At 36.2% G+C, this 25,877-nt stretch carries 21 protein-coding genes; 19 read left to right on the top strand and 2 right to left on the bottom strand.

What is annotated here, in order from left to right; all coding sequences use genetic code 11:
• Window positions 1–138: 138 nt before the first annotated feature.
• The 14 genes from ACTTKP_RS04065 to ACTTKP_RS04000 all read left to right on the top strand — a co-directional run bounded on the left by ACTTKP_RS04065 (window position 139) and on the right by ACTTKP_RS04000 (window position 18,792).
• Window positions 139–936, top strand: a complete 798-nt coding sequence (locus tag ACTTKP_RS04065; protein ID WP_442552624.1) for a response regulator transcription factor — start codon at window positions 139–141, stop codon at window positions 934–936.
• The gene (locus ACTTKP_RS04060; RefSeq protein WP_442552623.1) at window positions 933–1,496 is read left to right on the top strand and encodes a hypothetical protein; all 564 of its coding nucleotides are present in this window, start codon (window positions 933–935) and stop codon (window positions 1,494–1,496) included. Before ACTTKP_RS04065 ends, ACTTKP_RS04060 begins: the two co-directional genes overlap by 4 nt.
• The gene (locus tag ACTTKP_RS04055) at window positions 1,483–2,766 is read left to right on the top strand and encodes a sensor histidine kinase (protein WP_442552622.1); all 1,284 of its coding nucleotides are present in this window, start codon (window positions 1,483–1,485) and stop codon (window positions 2,764–2,766) included. The genes ACTTKP_RS04060 and ACTTKP_RS04055 overlap by 14 nt, the downstream gene beginning before the upstream one ends.
• A gap of 154 nt (window positions 2,767–2,920) precedes the next feature.
• Window positions 2,921–3,775 carry a CPBP family intramembrane glutamic endopeptidase gene (locus ACTTKP_RS04050; protein ID WP_442552621.1) on the top strand — a complete coding sequence of 285 codons (855 nt, stop codon included), beginning with the start codon at window positions 2,921–2,923 and terminating at the stop codon, window positions 3,773–3,775.
• A complete protein-coding gene (locus tag ACTTKP_RS04045) occupies window positions 3,772–5,805 on the top strand; it encodes a type IV secretory system conjugative DNA transfer family protein (protein ID WP_442552620.1) in 2,034 nt (677 codons plus the stop codon). Before ACTTKP_RS04050 ends, ACTTKP_RS04045 begins: the two co-directional genes overlap by 4 nt.
• On the top strand, window positions 5,783–7,618 hold the full coding sequence (locus ACTTKP_RS04040) for a hypothetical protein (RefSeq protein ID WP_442552619.1): 1,836 nt from the start codon (window positions 5,783–5,785) through the stop codon (window positions 7,616–7,618). Before ACTTKP_RS04045 ends, ACTTKP_RS04040 begins: the two co-directional genes overlap by 23 nt.
• 9 nt (window positions 7,619–7,627) lie before the next feature.
• Complete coding sequence (locus ACTTKP_RS04035) at window positions 7,628–8,788, top strand: Mbov_0396 family ICE element transmembrane protein (RefSeq protein WP_442552618.1); 1,161 nt, start codon at window positions 7,628–7,630, stop codon at window positions 8,786–8,788.
• A 16-nt stretch (window positions 8,789–8,804) separates the two neighbouring features.
• Window positions 8,805–10,220, top strand: coding sequence for an Mbov_0396 family ICE element transmembrane protein (locus ACTTKP_RS04030; protein ID WP_442552617.1), 1,416 nt, complete (start codon window positions 8,805–8,807; stop codon window positions 10,218–10,220).
• A 3-nt stretch (window positions 10,221–10,223) separates the two neighbouring features.
• The gene (locus tag ACTTKP_RS04025; protein WP_442552616.1) at window positions 10,224–12,908 is read left to right on the top strand and encodes a VirB4 family type IV secretion system protein; all 2,685 of its coding nucleotides are present in this window, start codon (window positions 10,224–10,226) and stop codon (window positions 12,906–12,908) included.
• 10 nt (window positions 12,909–12,918) lie between these two features.
• Window positions 12,919–13,659, top strand: a complete 741-nt coding sequence (locus tag ACTTKP_RS04020; RefSeq protein WP_442552615.1) for a transporter substrate-binding domain-containing protein — start codon at window positions 12,919–12,921, stop codon at window positions 13,657–13,659.
• Complete coding sequence (locus ACTTKP_RS04015) at window positions 13,656–13,937, top strand: hypothetical protein (RefSeq protein WP_442552614.1); 282 nt, start codon at window positions 13,656–13,658, stop codon at window positions 13,935–13,937. Before ACTTKP_RS04020 ends, ACTTKP_RS04015 begins: the two co-directional genes overlap by 4 nt.
• Window positions 13,937–15,151 carry a hypothetical protein gene (locus ACTTKP_RS04010; RefSeq protein WP_442552613.1) on the top strand — a complete coding sequence of 405 codons (1,215 nt, stop codon included), beginning with the start codon at window positions 13,937–13,939 and terminating at the stop codon, window positions 15,149–15,151. The genes ACTTKP_RS04015 and ACTTKP_RS04010 overlap by 1 nt, the downstream gene beginning before the upstream one ends.
• 31 nt (window positions 15,152–15,182) lie before the next feature.
• Entirely contained in the window at window positions 15,183–15,509 is a 327-nt protein-coding gene (locus ACTTKP_RS04005; RefSeq protein ID WP_442552612.1) for an Mbov_0395 family pilin-like conjugal transfer protein, read from the top strand.
• Between the two features lie 7 nt (window positions 15,510–15,516).
• Entirely contained in the window at window positions 15,517–18,792 is a 3,276-nt protein-coding gene (locus ACTTKP_RS04000; RefSeq protein WP_442552611.1) for a hypothetical protein, read from the top strand.
• 16 nt (window positions 18,793–18,808) lie between these two features.
• Here ACTTKP_RS04000 and ACTTKP_RS03995 read toward each other — a convergent pair whose 3' ends face one another.
• Together ACTTKP_RS03995 and ACTTKP_RS03990 are read right to left on the bottom strand one after the other, a co-directional pair.
• A complete protein-coding gene (locus ACTTKP_RS03995; protein ID WP_442552610.1) occupies window positions 18,809–20,158 on the bottom strand; it encodes an MATE family efflux transporter in 1,350 nt (449 codons plus the stop codon).
• Window positions 20,158–21,510 carry an MATE family efflux transporter gene (locus ACTTKP_RS03990; protein ID WP_442552609.1) on the bottom strand — a complete coding sequence of 451 codons (1,353 nt, stop codon included), beginning with the start codon at window positions 21,508–21,510 and terminating at the stop codon, window positions 20,158–20,160. The genes ACTTKP_RS03995 and ACTTKP_RS03990 overlap by 1 nt, the downstream gene beginning before the upstream one ends.
• A gap of 196 nt (window positions 21,511–21,706) precedes the next feature.
• Here ACTTKP_RS03990 and ACTTKP_RS03985 point away from each other — a divergent pair, with 196 nt between their 5' ends.
• Genes ACTTKP_RS03985 through purD form a run of 5 tightly spaced genes read left to right on the top strand, consistent with a single transcriptional unit; the run spans window position 21,707 to window position 25,822 of the window.
• Window positions 21,707–22,270, top strand: coding sequence for a YgjV family protein (locus ACTTKP_RS03985; RefSeq protein ID WP_442552608.1), 564 nt, complete (start codon window positions 21,707–21,709; stop codon window positions 22,268–22,270).
• A gap of 41 nt (window positions 22,271–22,311) precedes the next feature.
• Window positions 22,312–22,824: a 5-(carboxyamino)imidazole ribonucleotide mutase gene (gene purE, locus ACTTKP_RS03980; protein ID WP_442552607.1), complete on the top strand. Its 513-nt coding sequence runs from the start codon at window positions 22,312–22,314 to the stop codon at window positions 22,822–22,824.
• A 17-nt stretch (window positions 22,825–22,841) separates the two neighbouring features.
• Window positions 22,842–23,867, top strand: a complete 1,026-nt coding sequence (gene purM / locus ACTTKP_RS03975; protein ID WP_442552606.1) for a phosphoribosylformylglycinamidine cyclo-ligase — start codon at window positions 22,842–22,844, stop codon at window positions 23,865–23,867.
• A 2-nt stretch (window positions 23,868–23,869) separates the two neighbouring features.
• Complete coding sequence (purN, locus tag ACTTKP_RS03970; RefSeq protein ID WP_442552605.1) at window positions 23,870–24,493, top strand: phosphoribosylglycinamide formyltransferase; 624 nt, start codon at window positions 23,870–23,872, stop codon at window positions 24,491–24,493.
• A gap of 60 nt (window positions 24,494–24,553) precedes the next feature.
• A complete protein-coding gene (gene purD, locus ACTTKP_RS03965) occupies window positions 24,554–25,822 on the top strand; it encodes a phosphoribosylamine--glycine ligase (protein ID WP_442552604.1) in 1,269 nt (422 codons plus the stop codon).
• The last annotated feature ends 55 nt before the right edge of the window (window positions 25,823–25,877 follow it).

Here is a 25,877-nt window from a genome sequence, read left to right as displayed (position 1 = left end):
GTCGGACTTTATGATGACACCTTATCACATTAAAAGACACATAAAAGACACAGGGTAGAAAATAAAAATTTGTGCTTATTTTGTGTCTTTTATCATGTTATACTATAGTTTTAGTATAGATAATATCTAAGGAGTGATATGATGCGAATATTTGCGATAGATGATGAAAAACTGGCTCTTGAAGCTCTCATCAGTGCTATTCATAAGGCTGTGCCGATGTCTGAGGTCTATGGTTTTCGTAATCCGTCCGACCTGTTAGAAAAGCTTGAAGAAATAGTGCCGGATATTGTATTTTTGGATGTAGAGATGAAAAAGATGAACGGAATTGAACTGGCAGAGGAAATAAAAAAGAGAGTATCAGAAATAAATCTTATTTTTGCAAGTGGATTTAGTGAATATACAAAAGATGCCTTTACAGTACATGCAAGCGGTTATGTTATGAAGCCGATTACTGCAGAAAAGATTAAAAATGAGATTAGCAATCTGAGGTTTCCTGTAGTTGAAAAGGATAAAGTACTGGAAATCCAAACATTTGGAAATTTTGAAATTTTTGTAGAAAATGCACCGATTCCGTTAAAGTATAATAAAAGCAAAGAACTTCTTGCCTATCTCATTGATAGAAATGGTGCATTATGCAGTAATGGTGAACTTATTTCTGTTTTGTGGGAAAATGACCTTGACTCCAAAAGACATATTTCATATCTTAAAAATTTAAGGTCGGATTTGGCGGGAACTTTAGAAAATTTTGGCTTTTCGGATATTCTTATAAGAGAATGGGGGAAACTTGGCATACAAAAAGAAAGAGTATCCTGTGATTATTACAGGTGGTTAGAGGGAGATAAAGAGGCATACCGAGGGGAATATATGAGTCAGTACAGCTGGGCTGAATACACTAATGCAATACTAATGGATGATTATCAGAAGAGGTTTCAATGATTGCAACAAAAACTGTTAAAATAAAAAAACTTAAAAAATGTTTTCGTGGCGAAGATTATGATATTGACATATATCTTAATAATGCACTTTGGGGGAAAATCAGTCCTCTTGAAAAGAAACAGTTCCTCTGGCAAATGAAGGAATGTGGCAGAGTAAATGAAAATTTTTGGAGAAATGAAAAGCCTAAAGACGAAAAAATTACTATGAAGATGGTATATGAGAGGACTTTTTCAGACCTGTTTTTTGATGGGCAAGAGGTTAATATTCCTATGATGGTGGAGGAAGTATTAGAAAATTTAGAAATAGATGAACTTTCTTATAAAGAAAAATATAAAATGCCAAAGGTAACAAACGGCAATTTATTAGAAGTAATATGTCATATTATTGAAAATTTGACAGAAGGAGAACTTTCAAAAGAATTGTCAAAGGTTAGATTTGTACATAAAAGAAAGCAAGAAATTTGGACTTTTGTAAGTGAAAAAGAAAAACCGGTAAATAGAAAGAGAATTTCTTTTGAAAGGCTAGTTAAGATATTGGAGACATATAATGGAAAATCATAATTATACTTATGCTATGGTTGAGTTTTTTGCAGCACTAATAATACTTGTGCTTTTAATAGAAAGCCATTTTATATCAAAGCCAAGCAATAGAGGACGCATGTTAAATATACTTTTGCGAACCTTGTTTTTACTTCTAGCATCAGACGGAGCCTCATATATGCTTTCTAAATCAGGGTATATGTCTCATTCTGCAGAGATATTTTTCCTTATATCGACATCACTTGCCTATGTTATGTTGGCAATATTTAATTATTATGTTATAATTCATATTAGGGAAAAAGCAAAGATTTCGATGTGGTTTGGTCACATAGGCTTAATATTTGCGGTAATTGAGAGTTTGTTTTGGATAACTTCTTATAAATTAGGTACAGTATATAGTGTAACAGCCGGTTTTTATAAAAGAAGGGAGTTATTTTGGTTATCACAGTTCATAGTTATCGGTATGATAGCATATATTCTTATAATAACTATTCTTTTTTTTAATAAATTAAAGAGAAGGGACGGTATTATATTTATAAGCTGTGTTTTAGGAATTTTGCTCTCGATAGGCTTAAGAGAGGTTATCCCTGATGTAGGGATACCTATAGTTTACCTGCTTGTAACCTTATTAGTTATAGGTCTTTATATTGTACTTCATATTGAACAAAATGTTCTTCTCCGCATAAAAGATGAAAAACTTGTTCAAAGCAGAATATCTATAATGCTTAGTCAGATTAGACCGCATTTCCTCTATAATGCTCTAAACGCTATTCACTATCTCTGCGAAAAAGACCCTAAGCTTGCCCAAAAAGCTATTGCAGAGTTTTCGGATTATTTGAGAGGAAATCTTGATTCTGTAAGTGTGGATAGAACTGTTTTATTTTCTAAAGAGCTTGAACATATAAAGAACTATCTTTTTTTGGAAAAGCTTCGTTATGAGGATGAACTTGAAATTGCTTATGAGCTTGGCACTATCGCTTTCTTTTTACCACCGCTTACAGTACAGCCTTTGGTGGAAAATGCAGTGAGGTATGGAATAGGGCAGGCGATGGATGGTGGAAAGCTTACTATTAAAACGGTTGAGCGTGATGAAGGGTATGAGGTTTTTGTTATAGATGACGGTGTTGGTGGGTATGATCCCAACAACAAAAAAGAAGATGGAAGAAGTCATGTAGGTATTGAGAATGTACGAGAAAGATTGGCTCTTATGGTAGGTGGAACTCTTGAAATTGAGAGTGAAAAAGGAAAGGGAACTACGGCCAGGATTTTTATTCCCCGTGTCCACAGTTAAGTCCCTGTGTCCCTTTTGTGTCTATGAAATATATAGAATATCCTGTAAGGATTGTGAGAAGTGAAGCCTTATTAGTTCCGTATCAGTGGTGGCAAATGCGTTTGATAACTTAGTATTAATATTATAAAATATATAGGGAGGGTAGGAGCATAATATGAATAAAAATAAGAAAACAGACACTTCCCTTCTTACCGTTCAACAGAAGATTTGGATAAATTGCAGTATTATTTTGAGAGCATTTTGGCCACTTATCCTTTATGTTGTTATGCCTGCATTATTTGCATCAATAGGATATATGTTATTTCATAGTAATATGGAAGGCGGCGAATTTTTTACATATGGAGGCAATTTTTATACGGCTTTAGGGATGATTGCAACGGTTTTTATTCTTCGTAAAAGATCAAAAAAACGAGGAGAGAGCTTTTGTGAGGATGCTACACTTTATATAAGAAAAGACATTTTATTAAAGGGGATAGGATTTTTTGCGTTCGGTATATTTTCAGCAATAGCAGTATCTAGCTTGGTTACTCTTTTAGGGCTTGGAGAAAGTGGTTATAGACAGAGTTTATCAAAACTTTTAGATGGACCGGATTTTCTATTTTGTGCAATTACTGTAGGATTTTTATCACCGGTTTTAGAAGAAATAGTGTTTAGGGGATATATGTTAAATACTTTGCTCAGGAATTTTAAGAAAAAGACAGCAATAGCAATTACCGTCATTGCTTTCATGCTGTGCCATATTCATCCTATATGGATGATATATGCAGGAGGGATGGGATTTCTGTTGATATGTCTTTCTATGATTGAGGAAAATATCTTAGAGGGAATCTTTGTACATATAGGTTTTAATCTGCCTTCAGTAGTTTTGGCATTTTTATATCAACAAAATCCGATGATTAAAGAAGTTTTGAAAAGGGCTGTTTTTCAGATTCCTTTATTTTTATTGTCTATTATAGCAGCTTTTATGCTGGCATATATCTATCTTAGAAAGAAGAAATTATATTTATGAAAAGTATTGGTAAAAAAATTGTTAATTACATCCTTTTGTGGATATTGCTTTGTGTAGTATTTGGTGGAATTACTGCTTTTTTTGAAGGAGCTATACAGGGGATAGAATTTAAGCCTAATGATGGAATAGCAAGAATGCTTACTCCGTTTTCTCTGCTTTATGGTTCTATTGAAGCAACTCTTAGTATAGTTCTTTATCAGGTTTTTTATACAGGCGGAGTAGGGAAGAGAACAAAAAATGTGTTAAAAGATTCTGAAAGAAGTATGGAGTCATCTCGGGTAGAGGGAAGTCTTGAAAATGCAAGATTTATGACGGAAAAAGAAAAAAAGGAATTTTTTCCGGAAACAACCTATAGCAGCCTTCATAAGTTAAAAGAAGATGGAATCCCCGTAAAGGCAGTGTATTCTGCAAAAAGAAGAGAATTAGACTTAAATATTATGAAGCCGGCTCATGGAATCATAATAGGTGCTACCGGTTCAGGAAAGACTACAACATTCATCAATCCTGTGATTCAGATTTTAGGACATGCTAAAGAAGCCGGTTCATCAATGATTTGTACCGACCCTAAGGGTGAGCTTTTTATGATGCATTCAAAGATGCTGCAGGAACAGGGATATAACTGTATGGTTCTTGACCTTAGAGATCCTTATAGCTCGTTTCGTTGGAATCCTCTTGAGGAGATTTATGACAGATACCAAACTTATCTTCATACCGGTGATGAAATTTATGAGAGAACGGATACAATAGACAATGCAGGCAGCTTAGAATTGCTTGATCCTGAGGATGATTATGGAGATACCTGGTATGAGTATGAGGGAAGGGCTTATGCTGACTGTAAAAAGCTTTTACAGGAAATACGAAGTGCAAGACAAAAGATATTTGATTCTATTTATGAAGATTTAAATGACTTAGTAAGTGTAATTTGTCCTATTGAATCACAAAATGATCCGGTTTGGGAAAAGGGAGCAAGGTCTATTATATTGGCAGTTATTTTGGCTATGTTAGAAGACAGTGCAGTTGATGAACTGGAAATGACTAAGGAAAAATTCTGTTTTTATAATGTAAATCAGGCAATAGGAAATTCAGAGGGAGAGTTCATAGCCCTTAAAGAATATTTTCAGGGAAGAGATAAGACTTCAAAGGCCTATGGGCTTTCAAGGCAGGTACTATCTGCACCGGATCAGACCTTGTCTTCTTATATGTCAATTGCATTTGATAAGCTCTCGATGTTCCACGATGAAGGTATCTGTGCAATGACAGCAGGAACGGATATTAAGCCTGAAATGATAGCAAAGGAAAAGACTGCCCTGTTTCTTAAAATTCCTGATGAAAAAGATACAAGGCATGTACTTGCGGCAGTATTTATTCTTTCTATATATAAGGCACTTATAAAGGTTGCTTCGGCAAATGAGGATTTATCACTCGAAAGAAATGTGTATTTCTTACTTGATGAGTTTGGAAATATGCCTAAGATTGAAAAATTTGACAAGATGATAACAGTAGGAAGAAGCAGGAAGATATGGTTTCAGATGGTGGTGCAGTCATTTGCACAGCTTGATAATGTTTATGGGCAGACAGTATCAAATATAATTAAAGGTAACTGTGGCTTAAAAATGTTTATCGGCTCAAATGACCTTGCAACCTGTGAAGAGTTCTCTAAACTTTGTGGAAATATGACGGTTGAGACAAGAAATGTATCATCTTCAACTATTGATAAAACAGGGGCACTTACAGTTTCAAGTTCTTTGCAGCAGCGTCCGCTTATATATCCTTCCGAGCTTATGAAGTTAAACAATGCCAAAAACAGTGGTAATGCCATTATAGTAACTTTCGGTAATCCGCCACTTAAAACTATGTTTACACCATCTTATAAATGTCCTCTCTTTGAAATGGGTCAGATGGATATGGAAGAAGTTACTGAAAATGATTTTTATGCTGCTCAGGTTTATTATGATTTGGAAGAAAGAAATTATCTGGTATTAGAAAGAAAGGAGATGGAAGAAGAGAATGAAGAGGAAGCTCAGATATAAAGTTTTCATTTTGGCAGTAGTTGCAGCAAGCTTTCAGGTTGGAATGACTTCGGCAAGTGCTGATGACAAACTGGATAGAATAAAAAACATCTTTGAACAGAATTCTAATCAAGATAATAATACAGTTAAAAACAGTGAGCAGAATACAGAAAAAAGTCCGATTGAAAAGGCAGCAGAGTCGAATATAGAAAAAAACATCATTGAAAAAGAGTCTGAAGATAATATAGATGATGAGGATGATGAAGAAACTGAATCCAAAGAGCAAAATACAGAAAAGGTTAGCTTAGTAGAAAACTACAAAGAAGAATATAAGACTTATGAGGAAATAATGGGGGATGAGCATTTTTTCTATTCAAGTGTAGGAAATGGGGGCTGGACAGATAAGAAAGTTCATATTGAATTTCCGGCTAAGATGAAAGTTAAGGTAAAAAAAGATGGAGCAGCTTATAAATATGTCAAAGGTAAAGATTTTACAAAAAAAGGAACATATTATTTTACACTTGAAGTAAAGGATGATAAAGGCAAAGTACTTACAGCAAATTTTCATTTTAGGATACAGCCAAAACCTAAAAAAACACCGGAAGAATTAAAAGCTGAAGAAGAATTAAAAAATAAGGCAGAACTTGATAAAATAGCTGAATATGAAAAAAGGCTTGAGGATTTTACAAGAGGTTTATCAGGTTCTGATATGGGGAAAAATATGATTCCCAATATGGGAGACTTATTGGATAGTAATGGGAATAATCCAGAAAACAACATGGAGAATGGTGCGAAAAGCAGTTCGGAGAAATCTGAGGCTGATAAAGGTGATTTGGAAACCGAAAAGAAAGAAGAGCCCGATATTGGAGATATAAATAATGATCAGATTACAAGAGAACTTGAAGAAATAGAACAAAATGAATCCGATACTAAGATAATGGATGAGAAAGGCGAGATTAAAGAGGAGGAGATTAAAAAGTTAATAGGAAAGATTGATGAGAAAGAAAAACATGCAGCAGAGAAAGAAGAAGTTACCTTTGATACGGGCAGCGGATTTTTTAAGAATGCACTTAAGAGCGGTGATGTATTTTTAACAAATGTTGCAAATGGCAGCATAACTAATCAGTCAGTTATGATTGCAAAAAGTGACACTCTTACATTTAAGCTTTTTAAAGATGGTAAATTAGTTGAAGATTTTAATCCGGGAAGTTATCTGGAAGAGGCAGGAAGCTATGCCCTCTACCCGGATAGTGAGGCTTTATCCTTTAAGGCTGCTTACAAGGAGATAAAACCTGTTTTTACTTTTAGGATAATAGGAAGTTCTCCTGTAAGAGATTTGGGTATACTTCCTTTGTCACCTGATACCAAACTTATAGACATTCAGATAAATGGTAAAAGTTATACAGATGCTGCATTTGGCAAAACAGGACAGATGTTAAAGTTATGGAAGGACGGAAGTTATAAAATCACAACTACTGATAAGGGAGGAGAACATACACTTGATGTTACTCTTGACAGAGTAAGTCCAAAATTGCAAGTAACTCTTTTAGAAAATCAGGCACAGGTTAAGTATTTAAGTGATGATATAGTACACTTTGAACTGTATAAGGATAAAACGCTTGAAACAGAAGGAGAAAGTATTGATATTATAGAAGGAGCAGGCACATATAGACTTATTGTGACAGATAGGGCCGGGAACAGAAGTGAAGCAACTTTTAGTATAAAATATCAGATAAATCAGGCAGCAGTTATTGCAATTGTAATTGTTATTATTCTTATTATTGCCGGAGTATTCTTTTTTAAGAGAATGAATAAGACGGTAAAGGTTAGATAGGAGGCTTGTATGGAATATGTAGGCTTATCATTTATATCCTTGCTGGAAGATATGTTTTCAGGCCTTTTTAATACGATACTTGCTCCTGTAATTAGAGATGTAGCACATATTTTAATATCGACACTTGGTAAGCTCATCCAAGACACTTTTGCTAACTTTTTGCTTAGAGGATGGGTGATTCTATTAAAGTTGGTACATTTTTTACAGCAGATATTTGATATTTTTTCGGGTTATTCAAGTGTGAGGGTTAAGGGCATAAACGATGTAGCTGTTGAAAAAAATCTGCTTGAGGTTTTCTTAGAACTTGGAAGTATACAGCGTTTTTTTCTCCTTGTGACTATGATTAGTGTTGTAATAAGTTTTGTGACAACGATTATCATGGCAGCAAGGTCTATGCAGGATGGAATTCTTGAAAATAAAAACCCGATAAGTGCAGTAATAAGAAGAAGTTTAAAGGCAAGTTTCACTTTTATGATTATTCCATTGACTCTGGTTTTTATGCTGCAGGTGGTTAAGTATGTGCCGGCAGTTATTGACTTATCTTTTGGAAGGGAGCAGAGTCAGACAGTAGCAGATACTCTTTTTATGACAGTAGCAGACCCTGCTGCAAATCCGGGAGTTGATATTAAGATGTTTTCAACAGGACAGCGCTATGAAGATATAGAGCTTGTGAGAACTAATTTTGACACCGGTAAAATTGATTATGTTTTTGCAGTTGTAAGCGCATTGCTAATGGGATTAATCCTCATTTTATGTATTTTCCAGTATATAAAGCGGCTTTTTATAATAATATTTTTGTATATAATAAGTCCTTTTGCGGCAGCCTATATTCCTATAGATGATGGAAGAAGGTTTAATAAGTGGAAGGAAATGTTTGTAGGAATGTTTTTGTCAGCATATGGCCCTATGATTGTTATGAAAATGTATCTTATGATTACTCCGCTTATCATTGGAGGAAAGTATATAAGGTTTGATACCGGAAATGCTATGATGGATGTGTGCATAAAGTTGTTTGTTGTTTTGGGTGGAGCTCTTGCAGTATATAGGTCTAAATCAGTAATGCTCCAGCTTTTTGCACCGGAGACTTATGGACTTGTTAAGGGAAGTGGAAGTTTGGTAAGAAATACACTTATGAGGGCAAAGTGGAAGTTAAGTACACTAAAAAGATAAAGATAGGAGGCAAGTAATGGAATATGCTTATCTAGGGCTGTTTTCAGTAATTTTCAACTGGATATTCGATAAAATTTTGTCTCCGGTATTAAAATTTTTATCAGGACTTTTGGAGACGGTACTAGGTTGGATTTTTAATGAAGTATTAGGTCCGCTTTTACAGACTATTTTATGGCCTATTATAAAGGGAACGATAGATTTAATATTTGAAGCATTAAGCGGAATATTTTATTCTGTGTTTGCAGATATGATGACACTTATAAATTCTCTTCAAAATGCTTTTGATTATTTTAGCGGAGTTAAGGAAGTTACTGTTGTTGGTGGGAATAGTCATAAAACAACACTTTTAATGGCGATTTTTGAACAATCAGCAGTACAAAAAGTTTTCTTGATATTAATGGCATTCAGCATCTTCCTCTGCCTCTTACTTTCAGTGATTGCAGTTGCGAGGGCAAGTATGGATATAGATGGAGAAAATCACAGGAATGTTTCTCGTGTTATGAAGTCCTTAGCAAAGGCTATGTTTCAGTTTTTATTGGTTCAGTTCAGCTGTTTGTTAATATTGACTCTTGGCGGTGCAGTATTAAAATCTGTAAAAACAGCCTCAGAATATTCAATTGTCGCTGAGAATGCAGGAAAGATGCAGGGAGAGGTGCGTATTTCAAATATCCTATTTGTTATAAGCAGCTTGGATGCTGCCAAACCAGGCTCTGAGGATAAGAACCTTTCAGATATAAGAGGGAAGAATGAAAATTTAGATATATTGAAAGGCAAAAGAGGCGAGTTTTATTTTGGGAAATTAGACCCTACCGATAAAACGGTAGTTGAAAAATATTTTAAGTTAGGTAAGATGGATTATTTTATCGGTTATGGTATGGGAATTTTCTTTGTTGTAATTTTGATTATTGTTTTATGTAAATTTATGACACGTATATTTGAAGTCGTCCTGCTTTATATAATTTCGCCATTTTTTGTGGCTACGATGCCCTTAGATGATGGAGAGAAATTTAGAGGCTGGCAGGATCTTTTTGTTGGTAAGATTTTTTCGGGATATGGAACAGTTATTGCAATGCAGATATACCTTTTAATCTGTCCTTATGTAATGAGTGGAAACATAATTTTTGGAAAAACAACAGTAGAGGGAGACTATATAATTAAACTGATTTTTGTTGCCGGCGGAGCATTTGGATTGCTTAAGGCAGGCTCGACGCTTACTGCTCTTTTATCGCAGAATGCAGGAATGAAAGAGGAACAGACAGGTGTTATGGTGCATAGCCTTGCTATGAGTGCAGGAAGTTACTTAACGGGGAAGGTGGAAAATGCAGGTTCTCAAGCTTTTGGATATGTTTCGAGTTTAAAAAATGGACAAAAGGATGGTGATAAAACAAAAGAAATGAGTCAAAAATTTGATGGAAAGAGAGGCAGAAGTTAATTTATGAGAGTAATTCCCAAAAAAACTAAAGTAAGGATGGAACTCTTTAGAGGAATTGAACTTCCGGATGTGCTTATCGGTGCAGTTGGTCTTGCATTAACTGTTTCTCTCTTTGTTTCAAATGTTCCATTTGCAGGATGGTGTGCAAGTATAGTGGCAGTAATAACTACTATGCTCATAATTCCGATAGAAGATGATAAGGGCTACCTGATGTTTTATTATATTTTAAGGTATTTAAGCAGGCAACGTGTATTTTTTTCAAAAAGCAGTAATATTAAAAAAAGATTCAGTATTGAAGATATAACTTCTTTTACAGGTGTTAATGAGGAATTTATTGAATATGGTACTAAGTATGCAGGTATGGTAATAGAAATTCCGTCTGTAGAATTCAAGTTTTATAGTGAAAGTGCTCAGAACAGTCTCATTGATTACTGTTTTGGTACCGTACTTAGGACTGCTTCGATGGGAGAGGTAATAAATCTTGTAAAGCTTGACAGACCCGTAATCTATGATGATTTTATAGTAGGCGAAAAAAAGAAGATGGAAGACTTAAAGGAAGCCTATCTAAATGGAATGATTTCAGAAGAAGAGCTTACTATAAGGGTTGGAATTGTAAATGACCGTATCAGTCAGCTCAGCACCTTTAATTTTAAGGATAAGGTATTAGTACCGATGCATTATCTTGTGTTTATTGATAAAGACAGGAAAACCATGGTTGAGCAGGTAAAGACCGCTATGGAAATTTTTGCCTCTAATGGCATGGAATGTAAGATGTTAAAGGGACCGGAACTTGCTATATTCCTAAAATATAATTATGGCCATAATTTTGATGAAAGAGAGGCATATGATTTAGAACCGGAGAATTATCTTGATTGGATTTTACCAAAGAGAATTGAGATTTCAAAAAGGACTGTCAAATATGATGACTTAATTACACATAATTTTCGTGTGAGGGATTATCCTTTAATGGTGGGAAATGCCTGGGGAGCTAATTTTATGAATAAAGTCGGAACTAAGATTATCATAAAGATGACACCGGTTGACCGTTATAAAGCCATAAGACAGATTGACAGGTCGATAGATGAACTTAGGGAACAGAGGGCAAATACAGGAAAGACTTCCAGAATGATGGAACTTGATACACATGTTAATACACTTTCAGATGTACTGTCATACCTTCAGGGTGAAAATGAAATGCTTTTTTCTTTGAATACCTTCATTCAGCTACATGATTATGATCACTCTGCACTGTTAAAGAGGGGAGGAGAGAAGCCCGGAATAAGAAGTGCTATGAAAAAGACTGTGAGAAGAGAGCTTTCAGAGGATGGAATAAGAGTTACGGATCTTTTCTTACAGCAGTTTGAAGGGATAACCTCACTTCAGCCTTCAGGGTTTGATGCCTTTAAGAGTTATCAAAGAGGCATACATTCTAACTCAATTGCGGCAGTTTTTCCATTTGCTTATAAAAGCTTGTGTGATGCAAGAGGTATTTATGTTGGAGAAAGCGGAGGTGTTCCTACCTTTATAAACTTTTTTAAGAGAGATAAGGAAAGGGTAAACAGCAACACTGTTATTATAGGAAAGTCAGGCTCGGGTAAGTCATATGCCACAAAAAGCATATTAACTCAGCTGGCAGCAGAAAACTCAAGAATATTTATTTTAGATCCGGAGAATGAGTATACCGAACTTGCAAGAAGGCTTTCAGGTAAGATAATAGATGTAGGTTCCGCTACACAGGGGAGGCTTAATCCCTTCCACATCATCACAGGACTTTCAGATGACGAAGAGGGCACAGAAGTTAAAGATAACAGTTTTACTACGCACTTACAGTTTTTGGAAGAGTTTTACCGTCAGATTCTGATAGGAATAAGTTCAGATGCGCTTGAATACTTAAACAATATTACAGTGCGTATGTATGCGACGAAGGGCATAGATGTAGACACCGATCTTTCACCACTTGGCACGAAAGATTATCCTACCTTTGATGACCTTTATGCTATGATTGAAAAAGAGTATGAGGAGGCAAGAGGGGAATACAGTAAAAACAATCTTCGTATTCTTATAAACTATGTGTCAAAATTTGCAAAAGGCGGCAGGGACAGTATTTTGTGGAATGGAGAAACCAGTCTTTCTACCAAAGAAAACTTTATAGTTTTTGATTTCCAGTCCTTACTTGCAAATAAAAACCATACAACAGCCAATGCCCAAATGCTTTTGGTACTTAAGTGGCTTGATAATGAGATTATAAAAAACAGAGATTACAATATAAAGTACAGGGCAGAGAGAAAAATAGTTATAGTAATAGACGAAGCCCATGTTTTTATTGATCAAAAATATCCGATTGCCCTTGACTTTATGTATCAGCTTGCAAAGCGTATTAGAAAGTACAATGGAATGCAGGTAGTTATTACGCAAAATATTAAGGACTTTGTGGGAACAGAGGAATTATCAAGGAAATCAACAGCCATAATCAATGCTTCGCAGTATTCTTTTATTTTTGCTCTAGCACCTAATGATATGCAAGATTTAGTGAAACTGTATGAAAATGCAGGAAACATAAATGAGTCAGAGCAGGAAAATATAGTAAATGCAGGTAGAGGAAAGGCATTTGTGATTACAACACCGACAGAGAGAACTAATATAGAGGTAAGAGCAGGAGAAGGTGTTGAAGAACTGTTTAATATGTAGGAGGACAAAGGTGAAAATAAAAATATTTAGCGGACTGCTTGTGATTATGTTACTTCTCTCGTCTTGTTCATTTTTCAGTGAAGAAAAAGAAGTTACAGAAGACCCGATAGAAAAGGGGCAAATAAATGTAGGAATAATCGATGGGGGAGATCGATTCTTAACAAAGTCTGACGGCGGATATTCAGGTATTGAGATAGACATAGTAAAAGAAGTGGCCGGTGATGTGAAATTTATTGAGGCAAAATCACAAAAAGATTTACTTGAGATGTTAGCAGGTAAAAAGGTTGATATTGCAGTTGGCAGATTTGTGCAGGATGCAGAATATGGTAAAGAGTTTGCGGCTTCAAGGAATTATGGCAAGGGTGGATATTTTCTGCTGACAAAGGAAGGAATATACCTTGACAATCTTGGAAGCATGGAGGGGGAGAATGTTGCAATCACAGAAAATATAAAAATGGCAGGAGAGATTGCAGACAGTGAAAAGGTAACTCTTAAAAGCTTTGAAAATATCCTGATGATACCGGAAGAAATAAGGGAAGGGCGAATAAGAGCTGCCATAATGACGGAAAGAGAAGCCATTTCATTGCTTAAGACAGAAGAAGGTATACAGGCACAGGAGATGAGTTCGTCTCCAAGAGAAGCCTATGTCTGCCTTGTGAATAAGGATTATGAAAAGCTGTTAGAAAAGATAAATGAAAGAATAGAAGGCTATCTTGACAAACAGGCAGAAATAAAAAAGGAGAATCAATGAGCTATTTTGACAGTCCTAAAAATAAGGCAATATGGGAAAGAGAGCTTAGGGAATTAAGGAAGGAAAAAAAGAAAAGGGAAGAGAATGGCTATAAGCCTGAGAGAGGAGAAGTTAAGACGGTTGAGACTAACAATCCTTTCAGAAAAAAGATTACTTTCCTTGAACTTGAAGCGAGTGTTAATCCGCCAAGGAAGTCCGGAGTAAAAAGCAGGCAGCATATACGGGCTGCTGAGAAAGATAAAAGCCTTAAAAATCCGGAGATAGGAAGGAGTTTGTAATGAAAAAGGCAGGGTATATGCTGTTTGTAGCTTTACTTTGTTTTATACTGTCTCCGGTACATATAAAAGCAGCAGTTTTGCCGATGCTTATTTCAGAAGATGTTGGAAACGGCTATAGATACGAGTTTCCGGGAGTAGGGGGATTTTCAAGTAATACAAAAGAAAATGAAAAGGTATCTGTAGCCGTAATAACACTTGATAAAGGACTTGAGGGTAGGCTGTATTTAGAAAAGAAAGAGACAGAATTTCAGTCGGGAAGCCCTATCTTAGAGCCGGGACGGTATGAGCTAAGGGTATTTAAGACAGAGGAACCTAAAATCTATGGAAGTTATAAATTTGAAGTTGAAAATGACTATGATTTAAAGGGTGAAAAAAGAGATATTAAGCTCGTTGAAAACCCAAAGATGAAAGTCAGCTATACAGAGAAAGACGGTTACTGTTATACTTTGCCAAACGGCAAAAAATTCTTTACCACAGTACCCATAGGAGGTATTTCAAACACCCGGGTACTTGTAAAGACGGGAGAGGGAGTGAATGCTTATTCTATTAGAAAAGATGGTAAGCTTATCCGGTTAAAAGAACCGCTCTCTTTTTATGAAAGTGGTTTTTATGAATTGATTTTAAGAAGCAATGAACTGGGATTTGGTGGTAATGAGAGTTATAAAATTATTCTGACTTTTCAGATTTTATCAGATTATAAGCCGTATTTTAAAAATTATCTGATAGCACCTATGGGATTCGTTTTAGATGAAATTATAGCCGACAAAGCGGTGGAAGTGCCGGACAATAAGAAATATATGCAGCTTAAAAGAGATGGGTATTATGAGGTTATATTTAGAGGGATAGACCGGCCAGATATAATCTATACCTGTAAGTTTTGTAGAGATACAACACCACCCAGAGTAGTTTTTTCGGATGAAATTAAAAATAAAATTATTTCTCATCCTATTAAGTATTCAGTGTTGGAAGCCGATATAAATCTAGTGCTATATAAAAATTTTAACACTGTCCATGCGAGTAATAATCTGATTAGCCAAAATGGCAGCTATGTTCTTGTGGCAAGTGACGAAGCAGGAAATGAAAGTATATACAATTTTACTATTCATAAAGACCTTGAAATTCGTCCGATTGTTCTTTTAGGTGCGGCTTTTATTATTATATTTGCCGCAGGAGTATTGTTAGTTTATTTTAGGCGCAAACCAAATGTGCGTTAAAATATAAATAAAAGAAAAGGAGATTATTGATATGTTTAATTTAGCAGCTCTTACGACAGCAGGAGGAGGCAATACTTTTGCTAAGGTAGCTGAGCCTATTGTAAAATTAATGGCAGACCTTAGAGGTCCTCTTATAGCCATTGTAGTAGCAGTAGGTGCTATCTATTGTATTTTTCTTGGTGCTAAGCTTGCAAAGGCTGAAGAGCCACAGGAGAGAGAAAAGGCAAAAATGGCACTTAAAAATGCTATAGTTGGTTTTATCTTAATATTTGTTTTGATTGTGGCTATGACTGTTATGGTAGAACCACTTACAAAATGGATGGAAACCAATGCTAAAACCACAACAATTACTCAGTAGGACTAATATGAAAAAGAGAATGATTAGTTTACTGCTTGCAGCCTTTATATTTTTGACGGGTTGTGGCAGTGTTATAGAAGCAGGAAACTATCATACAGAAAATTTTAATCCGCCGCCAATTCCTAAGATTCCGGAGTTTTCGGCGGATTCTTTGGAAAATATGAGTGTTTCCTATAAAGATAGTGAAAAATATAAGCTTGCAGGTACAAGAGCGTTTTATATCCCACAGGATTTTGTAGGAGAGGTGGGAATTGACCCTGATGATATTTTAGATTTTAAAGTGCTTGACTACACAAAAGATGGAGATTTTATCTATGCTTACAAAAAAAACTATAGAGGTAAAGCCAATTTAAGGGAGAGTGCATTTGGCAAAGAAATAGACATCAAGGGCGTGGCAAAGTTAAGGGAAGTAGTTACAAATGATAAAAATGTAGAAAAACATATTTTGGTACTTATGTCTTATAATCCTAAGAGTAAGAATTACCATGTTTTTGGAAGTCTTGTAGAAAGTAAGGATGAAAATGTTCCTCTAATTGCGTCTAAAATTGCAGGAAAAGAGACTTATTTTATGTTTCATAAGATGACTGCCTATATCTATGACAGTAAGGGAGATAATATATTTTTCCATGACTACGGTTCTTTAATATCACAGGAAATAGGACGCATAGCTCTTGCCAAGACAGGTAAGTCAAACAGCCATGCTTTTACTGTTACAAAGGTTACCATGGATGGTGCAGGCTATCTTTATGCCAATGTAACCATTGATTTAAATGTAAAAAAAGATGAAAATGAGTTTAACCGTTATGATAGCCTGACCGATGCAGGTAATGAGGGTGGGGAGGATGTTCCCAAGAGCATAAGTGCTATAATTACGGCTTTTAATATAGATATAGGAGGAGATAATCCATCTGTTAAATTTATATCAAAGCTTAAAAATGCTGATAAACAGGAGGAACTTTACCGTTCAATAGATGGTAATGTTTTTAATGATAGGCAGACAGCCGAACTAAGTGCAAAGAAATTTAGCTTGGGAACAATTAAAAAAACAGCAGGCAGCAAAGATGAATTTGAGCCGTTTCAAACAGATAATGAAGATTTGAAAGTTGAGCTTACAGGTTATACAGATGGCAGTGAACTTGATTTAAACTTTATAGATACAGAAAAAAAAGAAATAAATCATAAGATAAATATTCTTAATCTTGTCTTGAATACTAAAAAAATTTTTGAAGGCAGAAATGACCTTACCTCTTTTATACAGGATGGAAAAGATAAGGAAATTACAGATGAGAAAATAGGATATGTGGGAGATAGTTATCGCCTTTATAAAATTTTTGCAGATAACTTTGGAAGTGAAAAGGGACTGATTTATAAAATTTATAGAGAGGATAGGAAGGTCGCCTATGCTGCAGCTAAAAAAGCCCTTGCTCTCATGGGAAGAGGAGACGGTGCAATTATTAATGCTGCAACATCCGGCAAAGTGGATGCACCGGAGAAGGGGAATAATAAAATTTTGTATATCCCGTATATTAAGCCGAGAGAATGGGATAAAGAAAATGAAATAAATGAAAATCCTTTATTAGCAAAGGATGAAAATGGAGTATTATTAACAGAGGAATGGTATAAAAAGTATGGCTATCCTCTTCCACTTCTTTTTGGCTATCAAAAAGGAGAGGGAGGCCAGAGTAAGTATTCTGAAATTCACATTGACAGGGTGTTTGATAATGGGTTTACTTCTTATCAAAATTTTGAGCCAAAAATGGTAATAGAAGAGAAGAAGGAATTATCAAGGACTTATACATATATTTTGGATACAGAAGGACAGACCCAAAGTACCCCGATAGAAGAGAAGGCGACTTTGCCAATAGCCTATCGCTTGGTTTGGCCGAAAAATACATATTTTTACTGGATTTCTTCAAGAATTACCACAGACTTTATAGCATCAGCAGGCGACTTGGGTGCAATGTATTATGGACAGTCCGGCAATAAAGGATTTATCCATTTTAGGTATGGTCAGAATGAAGTGTTAGAAGACAGAGAGGCAAAAGGAAGGGTTGCAGATGCAGGAATTTTAGTAAAAAAAGGAATTCCATCTTACCCATATCTTCTAACAGATGAGGAATTATACATATATAAGGACTGGAAGAGGTATAAGGTAATTGACCTTAGGGAATTGCCGATAAGAGATGGTTATAGCGTTCTAGCAAGAAGTCAGGATAATGACAAGCAGCTCATATCTTCTGATACATTGACCTTATTTTCGCCTGATAAGATAATTTATTCAGGTGGCAGAGATGGGCTAACTCTTTATAATCTTGAACAGGAAATAAATTATAGTATAGCAAAGGGAAGTTTTTACAGAAGTTTTGTAAATCCTAAAAATTTAAATCAGGTAATTGTGGCAGGTTTTTTAACAGATAAATTTACTTATCGCCAAAAGGATGTTGTGCTTTCAAGGTACTATGCTTTTGAACTTGGAGCAGATGAGAGTTTTAATAGAAATTTGGTGGATGGAGAGCTTATTGCTCTGAGAGATTTATTGCTGTATTATCGCTACAAGACAAAAAAAGACGGAGATAATCCGGTAGTTGATGATGAGATTTTACCTTATGAGAAAAAGAGGCTTGAGCTGGCAAAGAAGCTTTTTTCAGATATTCAAAAGGATTCGTGGGAAGCACTTGCCCATATGCTTGCAGGAATCGGGATTTGGCAAAATGAAAATGATGTAGTTTATGCCAAAGATAAGCTGAAAGCTATGAAGGACAGGGAAAAGAAGAAGCTGGAAGGAATGAAGAAGTTTTTTGCCTTAACAACGGTGGAGAGCGGACGCAAGCTCGCTGAGGAAAAGAGTTTAGCATCAGGTTACTTTAGAAATTTTAGAGGCAGGCTTGATAAGGTAAATAGCTTAGGTGGAATAAAAGACTTGTTGGTTGAGCTTATGTTAAGAGATGAAGTAATTAATAGCTTCACCGGACATAGAAAAGAACGGCTGTCTGCATTAAAGAAGAAGTCCAAGGAAGAAACAAATATAGCAAAAGACAAGATAGCAGGCAGTATTTACTATGTAGAAACACTTCAGGAAGCGGCACTCTTGCAGACCGATAAGAGGACACAGGATTTGCCGTACCTGAATCTTGGTGAAGAAGATATGGCTAATTTGGAAAAGAAAATGCTGGAAATTCTTTTGCTCATAAATCCAAATGTGAAGCCTGTTGAAAATCTGACAAAAGAAGACCTTGAAAAGGCAGATGGAAAGGGGATAATAAAGAAAAAATCCATAAATTAAAAATTTTATAAAATTATCATGTTCCTTTTCTAAGCCATCTGCCTCGCATGTAGTATATAGTAAATACAAATGAGGTCAAGAACCAAGTCAGAGGATATACAGAAAGTATGGTGACTATCAGGGGACTTGCAGGTACAGCTATAAATATCCACAGTATTCTAAGCCCGCAGATTCCAAGTGCTGTTATTATGGTAGGAATGAAAGAATCGCCTGTTGCCCTGATAGCACCTGAAAATACTTCAATTCCTACAAAGAAAATATAGTATTGGCAATAATGTCTAAACATATAAATCCCTTCATTTACTACATTTGTTTCATTAGTAAAGAGAAGGAGCAGAGGTTCGCACCACACATAAAATATAATACTTAAGAGAACGGATGAAATGGCGGTGAAGGCATAGGTAATCTTCACGCTTTTTTTTATCCGTTCAAAATTTCTTGCTCCAAAATTCTGTCCTACAAAGGTGGTAACAGCCACACCAAAAGCTCCTATTACCATCCAGTAGAAGTTATCAATTCTGGTAAATGCTGTCCATGCAGCCACTGTATCGGTACCGAAGCTATTGACGGCAGACTGTACTATCATGTTTGAAAAATAATATAATACAGCCTGAAATCCTGTAGGCAGACCTAATTTAAGCATTGCAATCAGGACATTTTTATGGAAACAGATTTTTTTGATGTCCAGTTTATAGCTGAGCTCCGCCCTCATAAGCATTATTATAACCACTACGGCGCTTACAAGCTGTGCAAGGAGGGTGGCAAGGGCAGCACCAAAGATGCCCATGTTAAAGACTGTAACAAACAGTAAGTCAAGTACAATATTTACTATGGTACAGATGATAAGTACATAGAGAGGACTTTTGGAATCCCCCACAGCCCTAAGTATGCTTGACCCCATATTGTAGATAAGTACGGGTACTGCACCTAAGAAATATACCCTGAGATATGTTACGGAAGGCTCCATTATGTCGGAAGGAGTATTCATAAGTCCTAATATCATAGGAGAGAAGAATGCTCCCAAAATCATAATAATGATACCGCTAATAAGTGACAGAGCTATTGAGGTATGTACTGAATCACTTAACTTTTTAGCTTTATTAGCTCCATAAAATTGAGAGATGATGACAGCGGCACCGGCAGAAAGTCCTACAAAAAATCCGATAAGAATATTTATTATGTAGCTTGTAGCACCTATGGCGGCAAGAGCTTCTTTATTTACATATCTTCCAACTATTAGGGCATCTGCAGTACTGTATAGCTGTTGCAAAAATGATCCTAACAATATAGGAAAAAAGAACATAAGTATTGTTTTATATATTGAGCCTGTAAGTATGGAGTTAGAGTTTTGTATTTTTTTATTCATTAATTTCTACCATTCTGATTTAAATTTACTTTAATTTTATTTATGACCATTATAAAGGCAGGAACGAGGAAGATGTTAGCGGCTATCCAAGCTGCAGCATTGGAGTAGTATATGGCATCTACACCGAACCATCTAAGTCCAAGGAAGGCTACTGCACATCTGGCTATCATTTCCATTATGCCGGCTATCATTGCAAATACGCTATATCCAAGTCCCTGTATGCCGTATCGTAGAATGATGAGGAGTCCTAGTGGAAAATAAAATAGTGCATTTGCAAAAAGGAATTTGCTTACATAACCCAAAAGTATGGTTTCATCTGCATTTACAAATAGGAGGGTAACATATTTTCCGGCAAAAACAATTCCTAAAAAGGCGGCTATTGTGTATATTCCCATTGCTGTTATTCCTTGTTTCATGCCTTTATTTATACGGTTTATTTTGCGAGCTCCAAGGTTTTGTCCACAATAGGTGGCCATAGCAGTTCCAAGAGTGTCATAGGCTTGAGTAAAGAGCAGGGAAACCTTGTTTCCGGCAGTGATTGCAGCAACATAAACTGAGCCAAGTCCATTTACAGCTGCTTGCATAACTGTTGAGCCTATTGCAGTTATAGAATATTGGAGTCCCATAGGTATACCCATTAGGAGGAGTTTATTGATACAAGTCTTATTTAGTGTCCAGTCACCTTTTTGCATCTTCAATATAGCATATTTTTTCTTTATAAATATGTAACAGAGTAAGCAGGAGATGAGCTGAGAAATATCGGTTGCAAGGGCAGCACCCAATACGCCCATATTAAAAACGATTACAAATAATAAGTCAAGTGCTACATTTATAAAGGAAGAAAAAACCAAAAAGTACAATGGAGTTTTTGAATCTCCAAGAGCCCTCATAATTCCTGATAAAAGGTTGTAGAACATAATTCCGAGTATACCTGCGAATATTGTAGCTATGTATTCGTAAGAACCCTGAAAAATATCCTCAGGAGTATTGGTTATTCTTAATAGAGTGCCGGTAAGAGACACTGTAATTACAGTTATTAAGAGTCCGACTATGAGTGAGAGCCAAGCAGCATTAGTAACAAATTTTCTCAGCTTATCAAAGTCTTTTGCTCCAAAGGCTTGCGAAACAGGTATCATAAAACCACTACTGACACCTATGATAAAACCGAGGACAAGGAAATTAAGTGCACCGGTTCCTCCGACAGCGGCAAGAGCCTGTACTCCTATATATTTACCAACAATAATAGAGTCAGCCATGTTGTACATTTGTTGAAAAAGATTTCCAAAAAGCATAGGCACTGCAAAGCTGAGAATTGCTTTAATAGGACTTCCCTTTGTAAGATCTTTAATCATTGACATCCTCCCAATAATTAAATGAAAAATTTTCTTGTTTGATTAGTAATAATAATACAAATAAGTATTTTTTTCAATGAGTAACTTGCCGGAATTAGTTGATTTTTCGGCATAGATATTGATATAATTAAGATATATTATAAACTTAATGGTATGGGTTTATATATAAGATATACTTAAAAATGGAGAGGAAAGAATGGATTTAACAAAGATTAATGAATGGATAGTTTCAATGGGCGGTTCAAAGTGGCTTATAGCTCAGATACTAAGCCTTGTAGGATATGTACTGATGGTGGTTACAGGATACATCAAAAAAGAAAAGAAGATGCTTAGGACTCAGGATGTTCAGCTTATTTTTATTATAGGGATGGGAGTGCTTTTAAATGCATTTTCAGGAATTATAATAAATGCTATCCAGATTATTAAGAATGAGATTTATTTAAGGGGAAAACTGAATAAGTATACTAAGGCGGCAGTAGTGGGGCTGGGCATAGTGATGACGCTTATTTTCAATAACGGCGGAATTGCAGGATGGCTTCCTGCAGTGAATTTGTTTATTTTTACTTATTTTCTCGGTATGGGTGGTGCAATAGGTATTAAAGTGCTTATTTTCATAACTACCTGTGGCTGGGGAGTGTATGATCTTTCAATAACCAACTATGTAGGTTTTGTATTTGATATACTTACAATTATAAGTTGTATTATAGGAATTTTCAGGCTGAAAAAGGACGGAAGTGGCAAAAATGCTGTGGAAAGCTAGTAACAGTGTGTTTTAATAATGTGCATATATAAGGAGGAATTATGAGTAAAGTAGGAATTGTAATGGGAAGTGATAGTGATCTTTCTATAATGAAAGCGGCGATGGAAACTTTAGATAAGTTTGGCATTGAGTATGATGTAACAGTTATATCTGCACATAGGATGCCTGATATTTTCTTTGAATACGCAAAGACGGCAGAGAATAAGTATGATGTACTTATAGCAGGAGCAGGCGGTGCAGCTCATCTTCCGGGTATGGCGGCGGCAGTAACTCCAATTCCGGTGATAGGAGTGCCTATCCATACAAAGAGTCTTGGAGGAGTAGATTCTCTTTATTCTATCGTTCAGATGCCGGCGGGTATACCGGTAGCAACGGTGGCGATAAATGGTGCTAAAAACGCAGCTATTCTTGCGGCTAAGATTATTTCAGTGAGAGAGCCTGAAATAAGACAGAAAATCAAAGATTTTGCTGAAGGTCTTAAGGATGAAGTGCTTGCAAAGAAAACCAAAATAGAAGAAGTAGGTTATGTAAAATATTTAGAGGAAATGAATTAAGAAAGAGAGAGTGAAGCATGGATTACAAAACTTCAGGTGTTGATATAGAAGCCGGTTATAAGTCTGTTGAACTTATGAAAAAGTATGTGTCTGAAACAATGAGAGCCGAAGTACTCGGAGGCATTGGTGGATTTTCAGGAGCTTTTTCACTTGCAGCTATTAAAAATATGGAAGAGCCTGTACTGCTTTCAGGTACTGATGGTGTGGGCACGAAAATTAAAATAGCTTTTGAACTTGATAAACATGATACAATAGGTATTGACTGTGTTGCAATGTGCGTCAATGATGTTGTGTGTGCAGGTGGAGAGCCGTTATTCTTCCTCGACTATATAGCTTGTGGCAAGAATATACCTGAGAAGATAGCTTCTATAGTAAAGGGAGTGGCAGAAGGCTGTAAACTCTCGGGAGCTGCTCTTGTAGGCGGGGAGACTGCTGAACATCCGGGACTGATGCCTGAGGAGGAGTATGACCTTGCAGGTTTTGCAGTGGGAGTGTGTGACAAGAAGGATCTTATAGATGGCAGTACTCTTAAGGCAGGAGATGTAATTATAGGCATAGGCTCCTCAGGAGTGCATAGTAATGGTTTCTCACTTGTAAGAAGTGTATTTAAGATGGAGAAAGAAGCTCTTTGCAGCTACTATGATGAACTTGGTAAGACCCTCGGTGAGGCTTTGCTTGAGCCTACTGTAATCTATGTTAAGACCCTTAAGGAGATAAGAGAGGCAGGTGTAAGGCTTAAAGCTTGCAGCCACATTACCGGTGGAGGATTTTATGAAAATGTGCCTCGCATGCTTAAGGAAGGCACTCATGCAGTCATTCGTAAGGATTCCTATGAAGTTCCTGCAATATTTAAAATGATTGCTAAAGAGGGCAATGTGTCGGAACAGGTAATGTATAACACTTTCAATATGGGCATAGGTATGATGGTAGCTGTAGACAAGGATGATACAGATAAGGTTATGGATGCTATAGTAAGAGCCGGTGAAAAAGCCTATGTAATCGGTGAGATTAAAGAGGGAGAAAAGGGAGTAACCCTTATATAAATATGATAAAAGTTGCAGTTTTGGTATCAGGAGGAGGGACAAACCTCCAGGCAATTATAGATGCAAAGGCAGCGGGAATTATTAACAATGCTGAAATTTCATTGGTTATTAGCAATAAACCGACAGCATTTGCACTTGAGAGGGCAAGGAAGGCAGGAATAGAAGCAAGGTGCATAGCTCCCTCTGAGTTTGAAACAAGAGAAGAATTTAATGAGGCTCTTATAAGAACACTGGACGAGACAGGGATTGATTTGGTAGTACTTGCAGGATTTCTTGTGATAATTCCGGAGAAAATGGTTGCAAAATATACTAATAAAATAATAAATATCCATCCGTCACTTATCCCGTCTTTTTGCGGTACAGGCTACTATGGACTTAGGGTACATGAGAAGGCACTGGAACGGGGGGTTAAGGTAACCGGAGCAACAGTTCATTTTGTAGATGAGGGTACAGATTCAGGTCCTATTATCCTGCAGAAAACAGTCGCAGTTAAGGATGATGATACGGCTGAGTCTCTACAGCTTAGGGTAATGGAAGAGGCTGAATGGAAGATATTACCTGAAGCTATTGAACTTATTGCAAGTGACAGAGTCAAAATTTTGAATGGAAGAGTTAAAGTAATTTAAACAATATCAATAATTCAGATAATTTTAACAAATGCTGCATTTAGATTAGGAGGGCTTCTTATGAATGTATTAATAGTTGGAAGTGGAGGAAGGGAGCATGCTATAGCCTGCAAGGTGGCTGAGAGCAAGAAAAGTGATAAAATTTATGCTGCTCCGGGAAATGCAGGTATTGCAGAAGTTGCAGAATGTGTCAATATTCCTGCTATGGATTTTCCAAGGCTGATAGATTTTGCAAAAGAAAAAGATGTAGATTTTGTAATAGTCGGTGCAGATGATCCTTTGGTGGCAGGAGCAGTGGATGAATTTGAAAAAGCAGGGTTCAGAGTTTTTGGACCTCGTGCTGAAGCAGCTATGATAGAAGGCTCTAAGGCATTTTCTAAAAATCTGATGAAAAAATATAATATTCCAACTGCTGATTATGAAGTATTCACTTCGGCAGATAAAGCCTTGGAATATCTTAAAAAGGTAAAATATCCTATAGTGCTTAAGGCAGATGGACTGGCTCTTGGTAAGGGAGTACTTATCTGTGATACAGAGGGAGAGGCGTTTGCAGGTATCAGAACTATAATGCAGGATAAAAAATTTGGAAATGCAGGAGATACAATAGTTATAGAAGAGTTTATGACAGGTCCTGAAGTATCTGTACTTTGTTTCTGTGATGGTGATACTATTAAGCCTATGACATCTGCAATGGATCATAAGCGGGCTAAAGATGGAGATAAGGGATTAAATACAGGTGGAATGGGAAATATTTCTCCAAGTCCGTTCTACACAAAAGAGATAGAAGAATTTTGCATGGAAAATATTTACAAGCCTACAATGGAGGCTATGAAGGGTGAGGGCAGACCTTTTAAGGGAGTGCTGTTTGTGGGACTTATGCTAACTCCTGAGGGGGTGAAGGTGCTTGAATACAATGCAAGATTTGGAGATCCTGAGGCTCAGGTAGTGCTTCCGAGAATGAAGTCCGATATACTGGAAGTAATGGAAGCCTGCGTTGACGGAAGACTTGATGAGGTGGAACTGGAGTTTGAAGATAATGCTGCAGTTTGTGTGGTTTTGGCTTCGGATGGTTATCCGCTTGTTTATGATAAGGGCAAAGAAGTGACTATTAAAGAGGGATTTGGCAAAGATGGCTTCTACCTCTATCACGCAGGTACAAAGTTTGTGGATGGAAAGATTGTTACTGCAGGCGGCAGAGTATTTGGTGTAACTGCTACCGGCAAGGATTTAAAAGAAGCCAGGGATAGGGCATATAAGGCTACAGAGTTAGTAGAATTTGAAAATAAATATATGAGGACGGATATTGGTAAGAAGGCAATAGAAGGCTGATAAAAAAGGAAGTTAGGGTTATGAACCTAACTTCCTTTTAATATTTTTAGCTTCT

Source organism: Catonella sp., assembly GCF_052169795.1.
Taxonomy (GTDB): Bacteria; Bacillota; Clostridia; order Lachnospirales; family Lachnospiraceae; genus Catonella.
The sequence above is the reverse complement of the archived record's forward strand: the minus strand, read 5'-3'. Positions and strand labels throughout refer to the sequence as shown.

Excerpts from the sequence above, each read along its gene's own strand:
- ACTTKP_RS04065 (WP_442552624.1), top strand. The coding sequence starts at position 139 with ATGATGCGAATATTTGCGATAGATGATGAAAAACTGGCTCTTGAAGCT.
- ACTTKP_RS04060 (WP_442552623.1), top strand. The coding sequence starts at position 933 with ATGATTGCAACAAAAACTGTTAAAATAAAAAAACTTAAAAAATGTTTT.
- ACTTKP_RS04055 (WP_442552622.1), top strand. The coding sequence starts at position 1,483 with ATGGAAAATCATAATTATACTTATGCTATGGTTGAGTTTTTTGCAGCA.
- ACTTKP_RS04050 (WP_442552621.1), top strand. The coding sequence starts at position 2,921 with ATGAATAAAAATAAGAAAACAGACACTTCCCTTCTTACCGTTCAACAG.
- ACTTKP_RS04045 (WP_442552620.1), top strand. The coding sequence starts at position 3,772 with ATGAAAAGTATTGGTAAAAAAATTGTTAATTACATCCTTTTGTGGATA.
- ACTTKP_RS04040 (WP_442552619.1), top strand. The coding sequence starts at position 5,783 with ATGAAGAGGAAGCTCAGATATAAAGTTTTCATTTTGGCAGTAGTTGCA.
- ACTTKP_RS04035 (WP_442552618.1), top strand. The coding sequence starts at position 7,628 with ATGGAATATGTAGGCTTATCATTTATATCCTTGCTGGAAGATATGTTT.
- ACTTKP_RS04030 (WP_442552617.1), top strand. The coding sequence starts at position 8,805 with ATGGAATATGCTTATCTAGGGCTGTTTTCAGTAATTTTCAACTGGATA.
- ACTTKP_RS04025 (WP_442552616.1), top strand. The coding sequence starts at position 10,224 with ATGAGAGTAATTCCCAAAAAAACTAAAGTAAGGATGGAACTCTTTAGA.
- ACTTKP_RS04015 (WP_442552614.1), top strand. The coding sequence starts at position 13,656 with ATGAGCTATTTTGACAGTCCTAAAAATAAGGCAATATGGGAAAGAGAG.
- ACTTKP_RS04010 (WP_442552613.1), top strand. The coding sequence starts at position 13,937 with ATGAAAAAGGCAGGGTATATGCTGTTTGTAGCTTTACTTTGTTTTATA.
- ACTTKP_RS04005 (WP_442552612.1), top strand. The coding sequence starts at position 15,183 with ATGTTTAATTTAGCAGCTCTTACGACAGCAGGAGGAGGCAATACTTTT.
- ACTTKP_RS04000 (WP_442552611.1), top strand. The coding sequence starts at position 15,517 with ATGAAAAAGAGAATGATTAGTTTACTGCTTGCAGCCTTTATATTTTTG.
- ACTTKP_RS03995 (WP_442552610.1), bottom strand. The coding sequence starts at position 20,158 with ATGAATAAAAAAATACAAAACTCTAACTCCATACTTACAGGCTCAATA.
- ACTTKP_RS03990 (WP_442552609.1), bottom strand. The coding sequence starts at position 21,510 with ATGATTAAAGATCTTACAAAGGGAAGTCCTATTAAAGCAATTCTCAGC.
- ACTTKP_RS03985 (WP_442552608.1), top strand. The coding sequence starts at position 21,707 with ATGGATTTAACAAAGATTAATGAATGGATAGTTTCAATGGGCGGTTCA.
- purE (WP_442552607.1), top strand. The coding sequence starts at position 22,312 with ATGAGTAAAGTAGGAATTGTAATGGGAAGTGATAGTGATCTTTCTATA.
- purM (WP_442552606.1), top strand. The coding sequence starts at position 22,842 with ATGGATTACAAAACTTCAGGTGTTGATATAGAAGCCGGTTATAAGTCT.
- purN (WP_442552605.1), top strand. The coding sequence starts at position 23,870 with ATGATAAAAGTTGCAGTTTTGGTATCAGGAGGAGGGACAAACCTCCAG.
- purD (WP_442552604.1), top strand. The coding sequence starts at position 24,554 with ATGAATGTATTAATAGTTGGAAGTGGAGGAAGGGAGCATGCTATAGCC.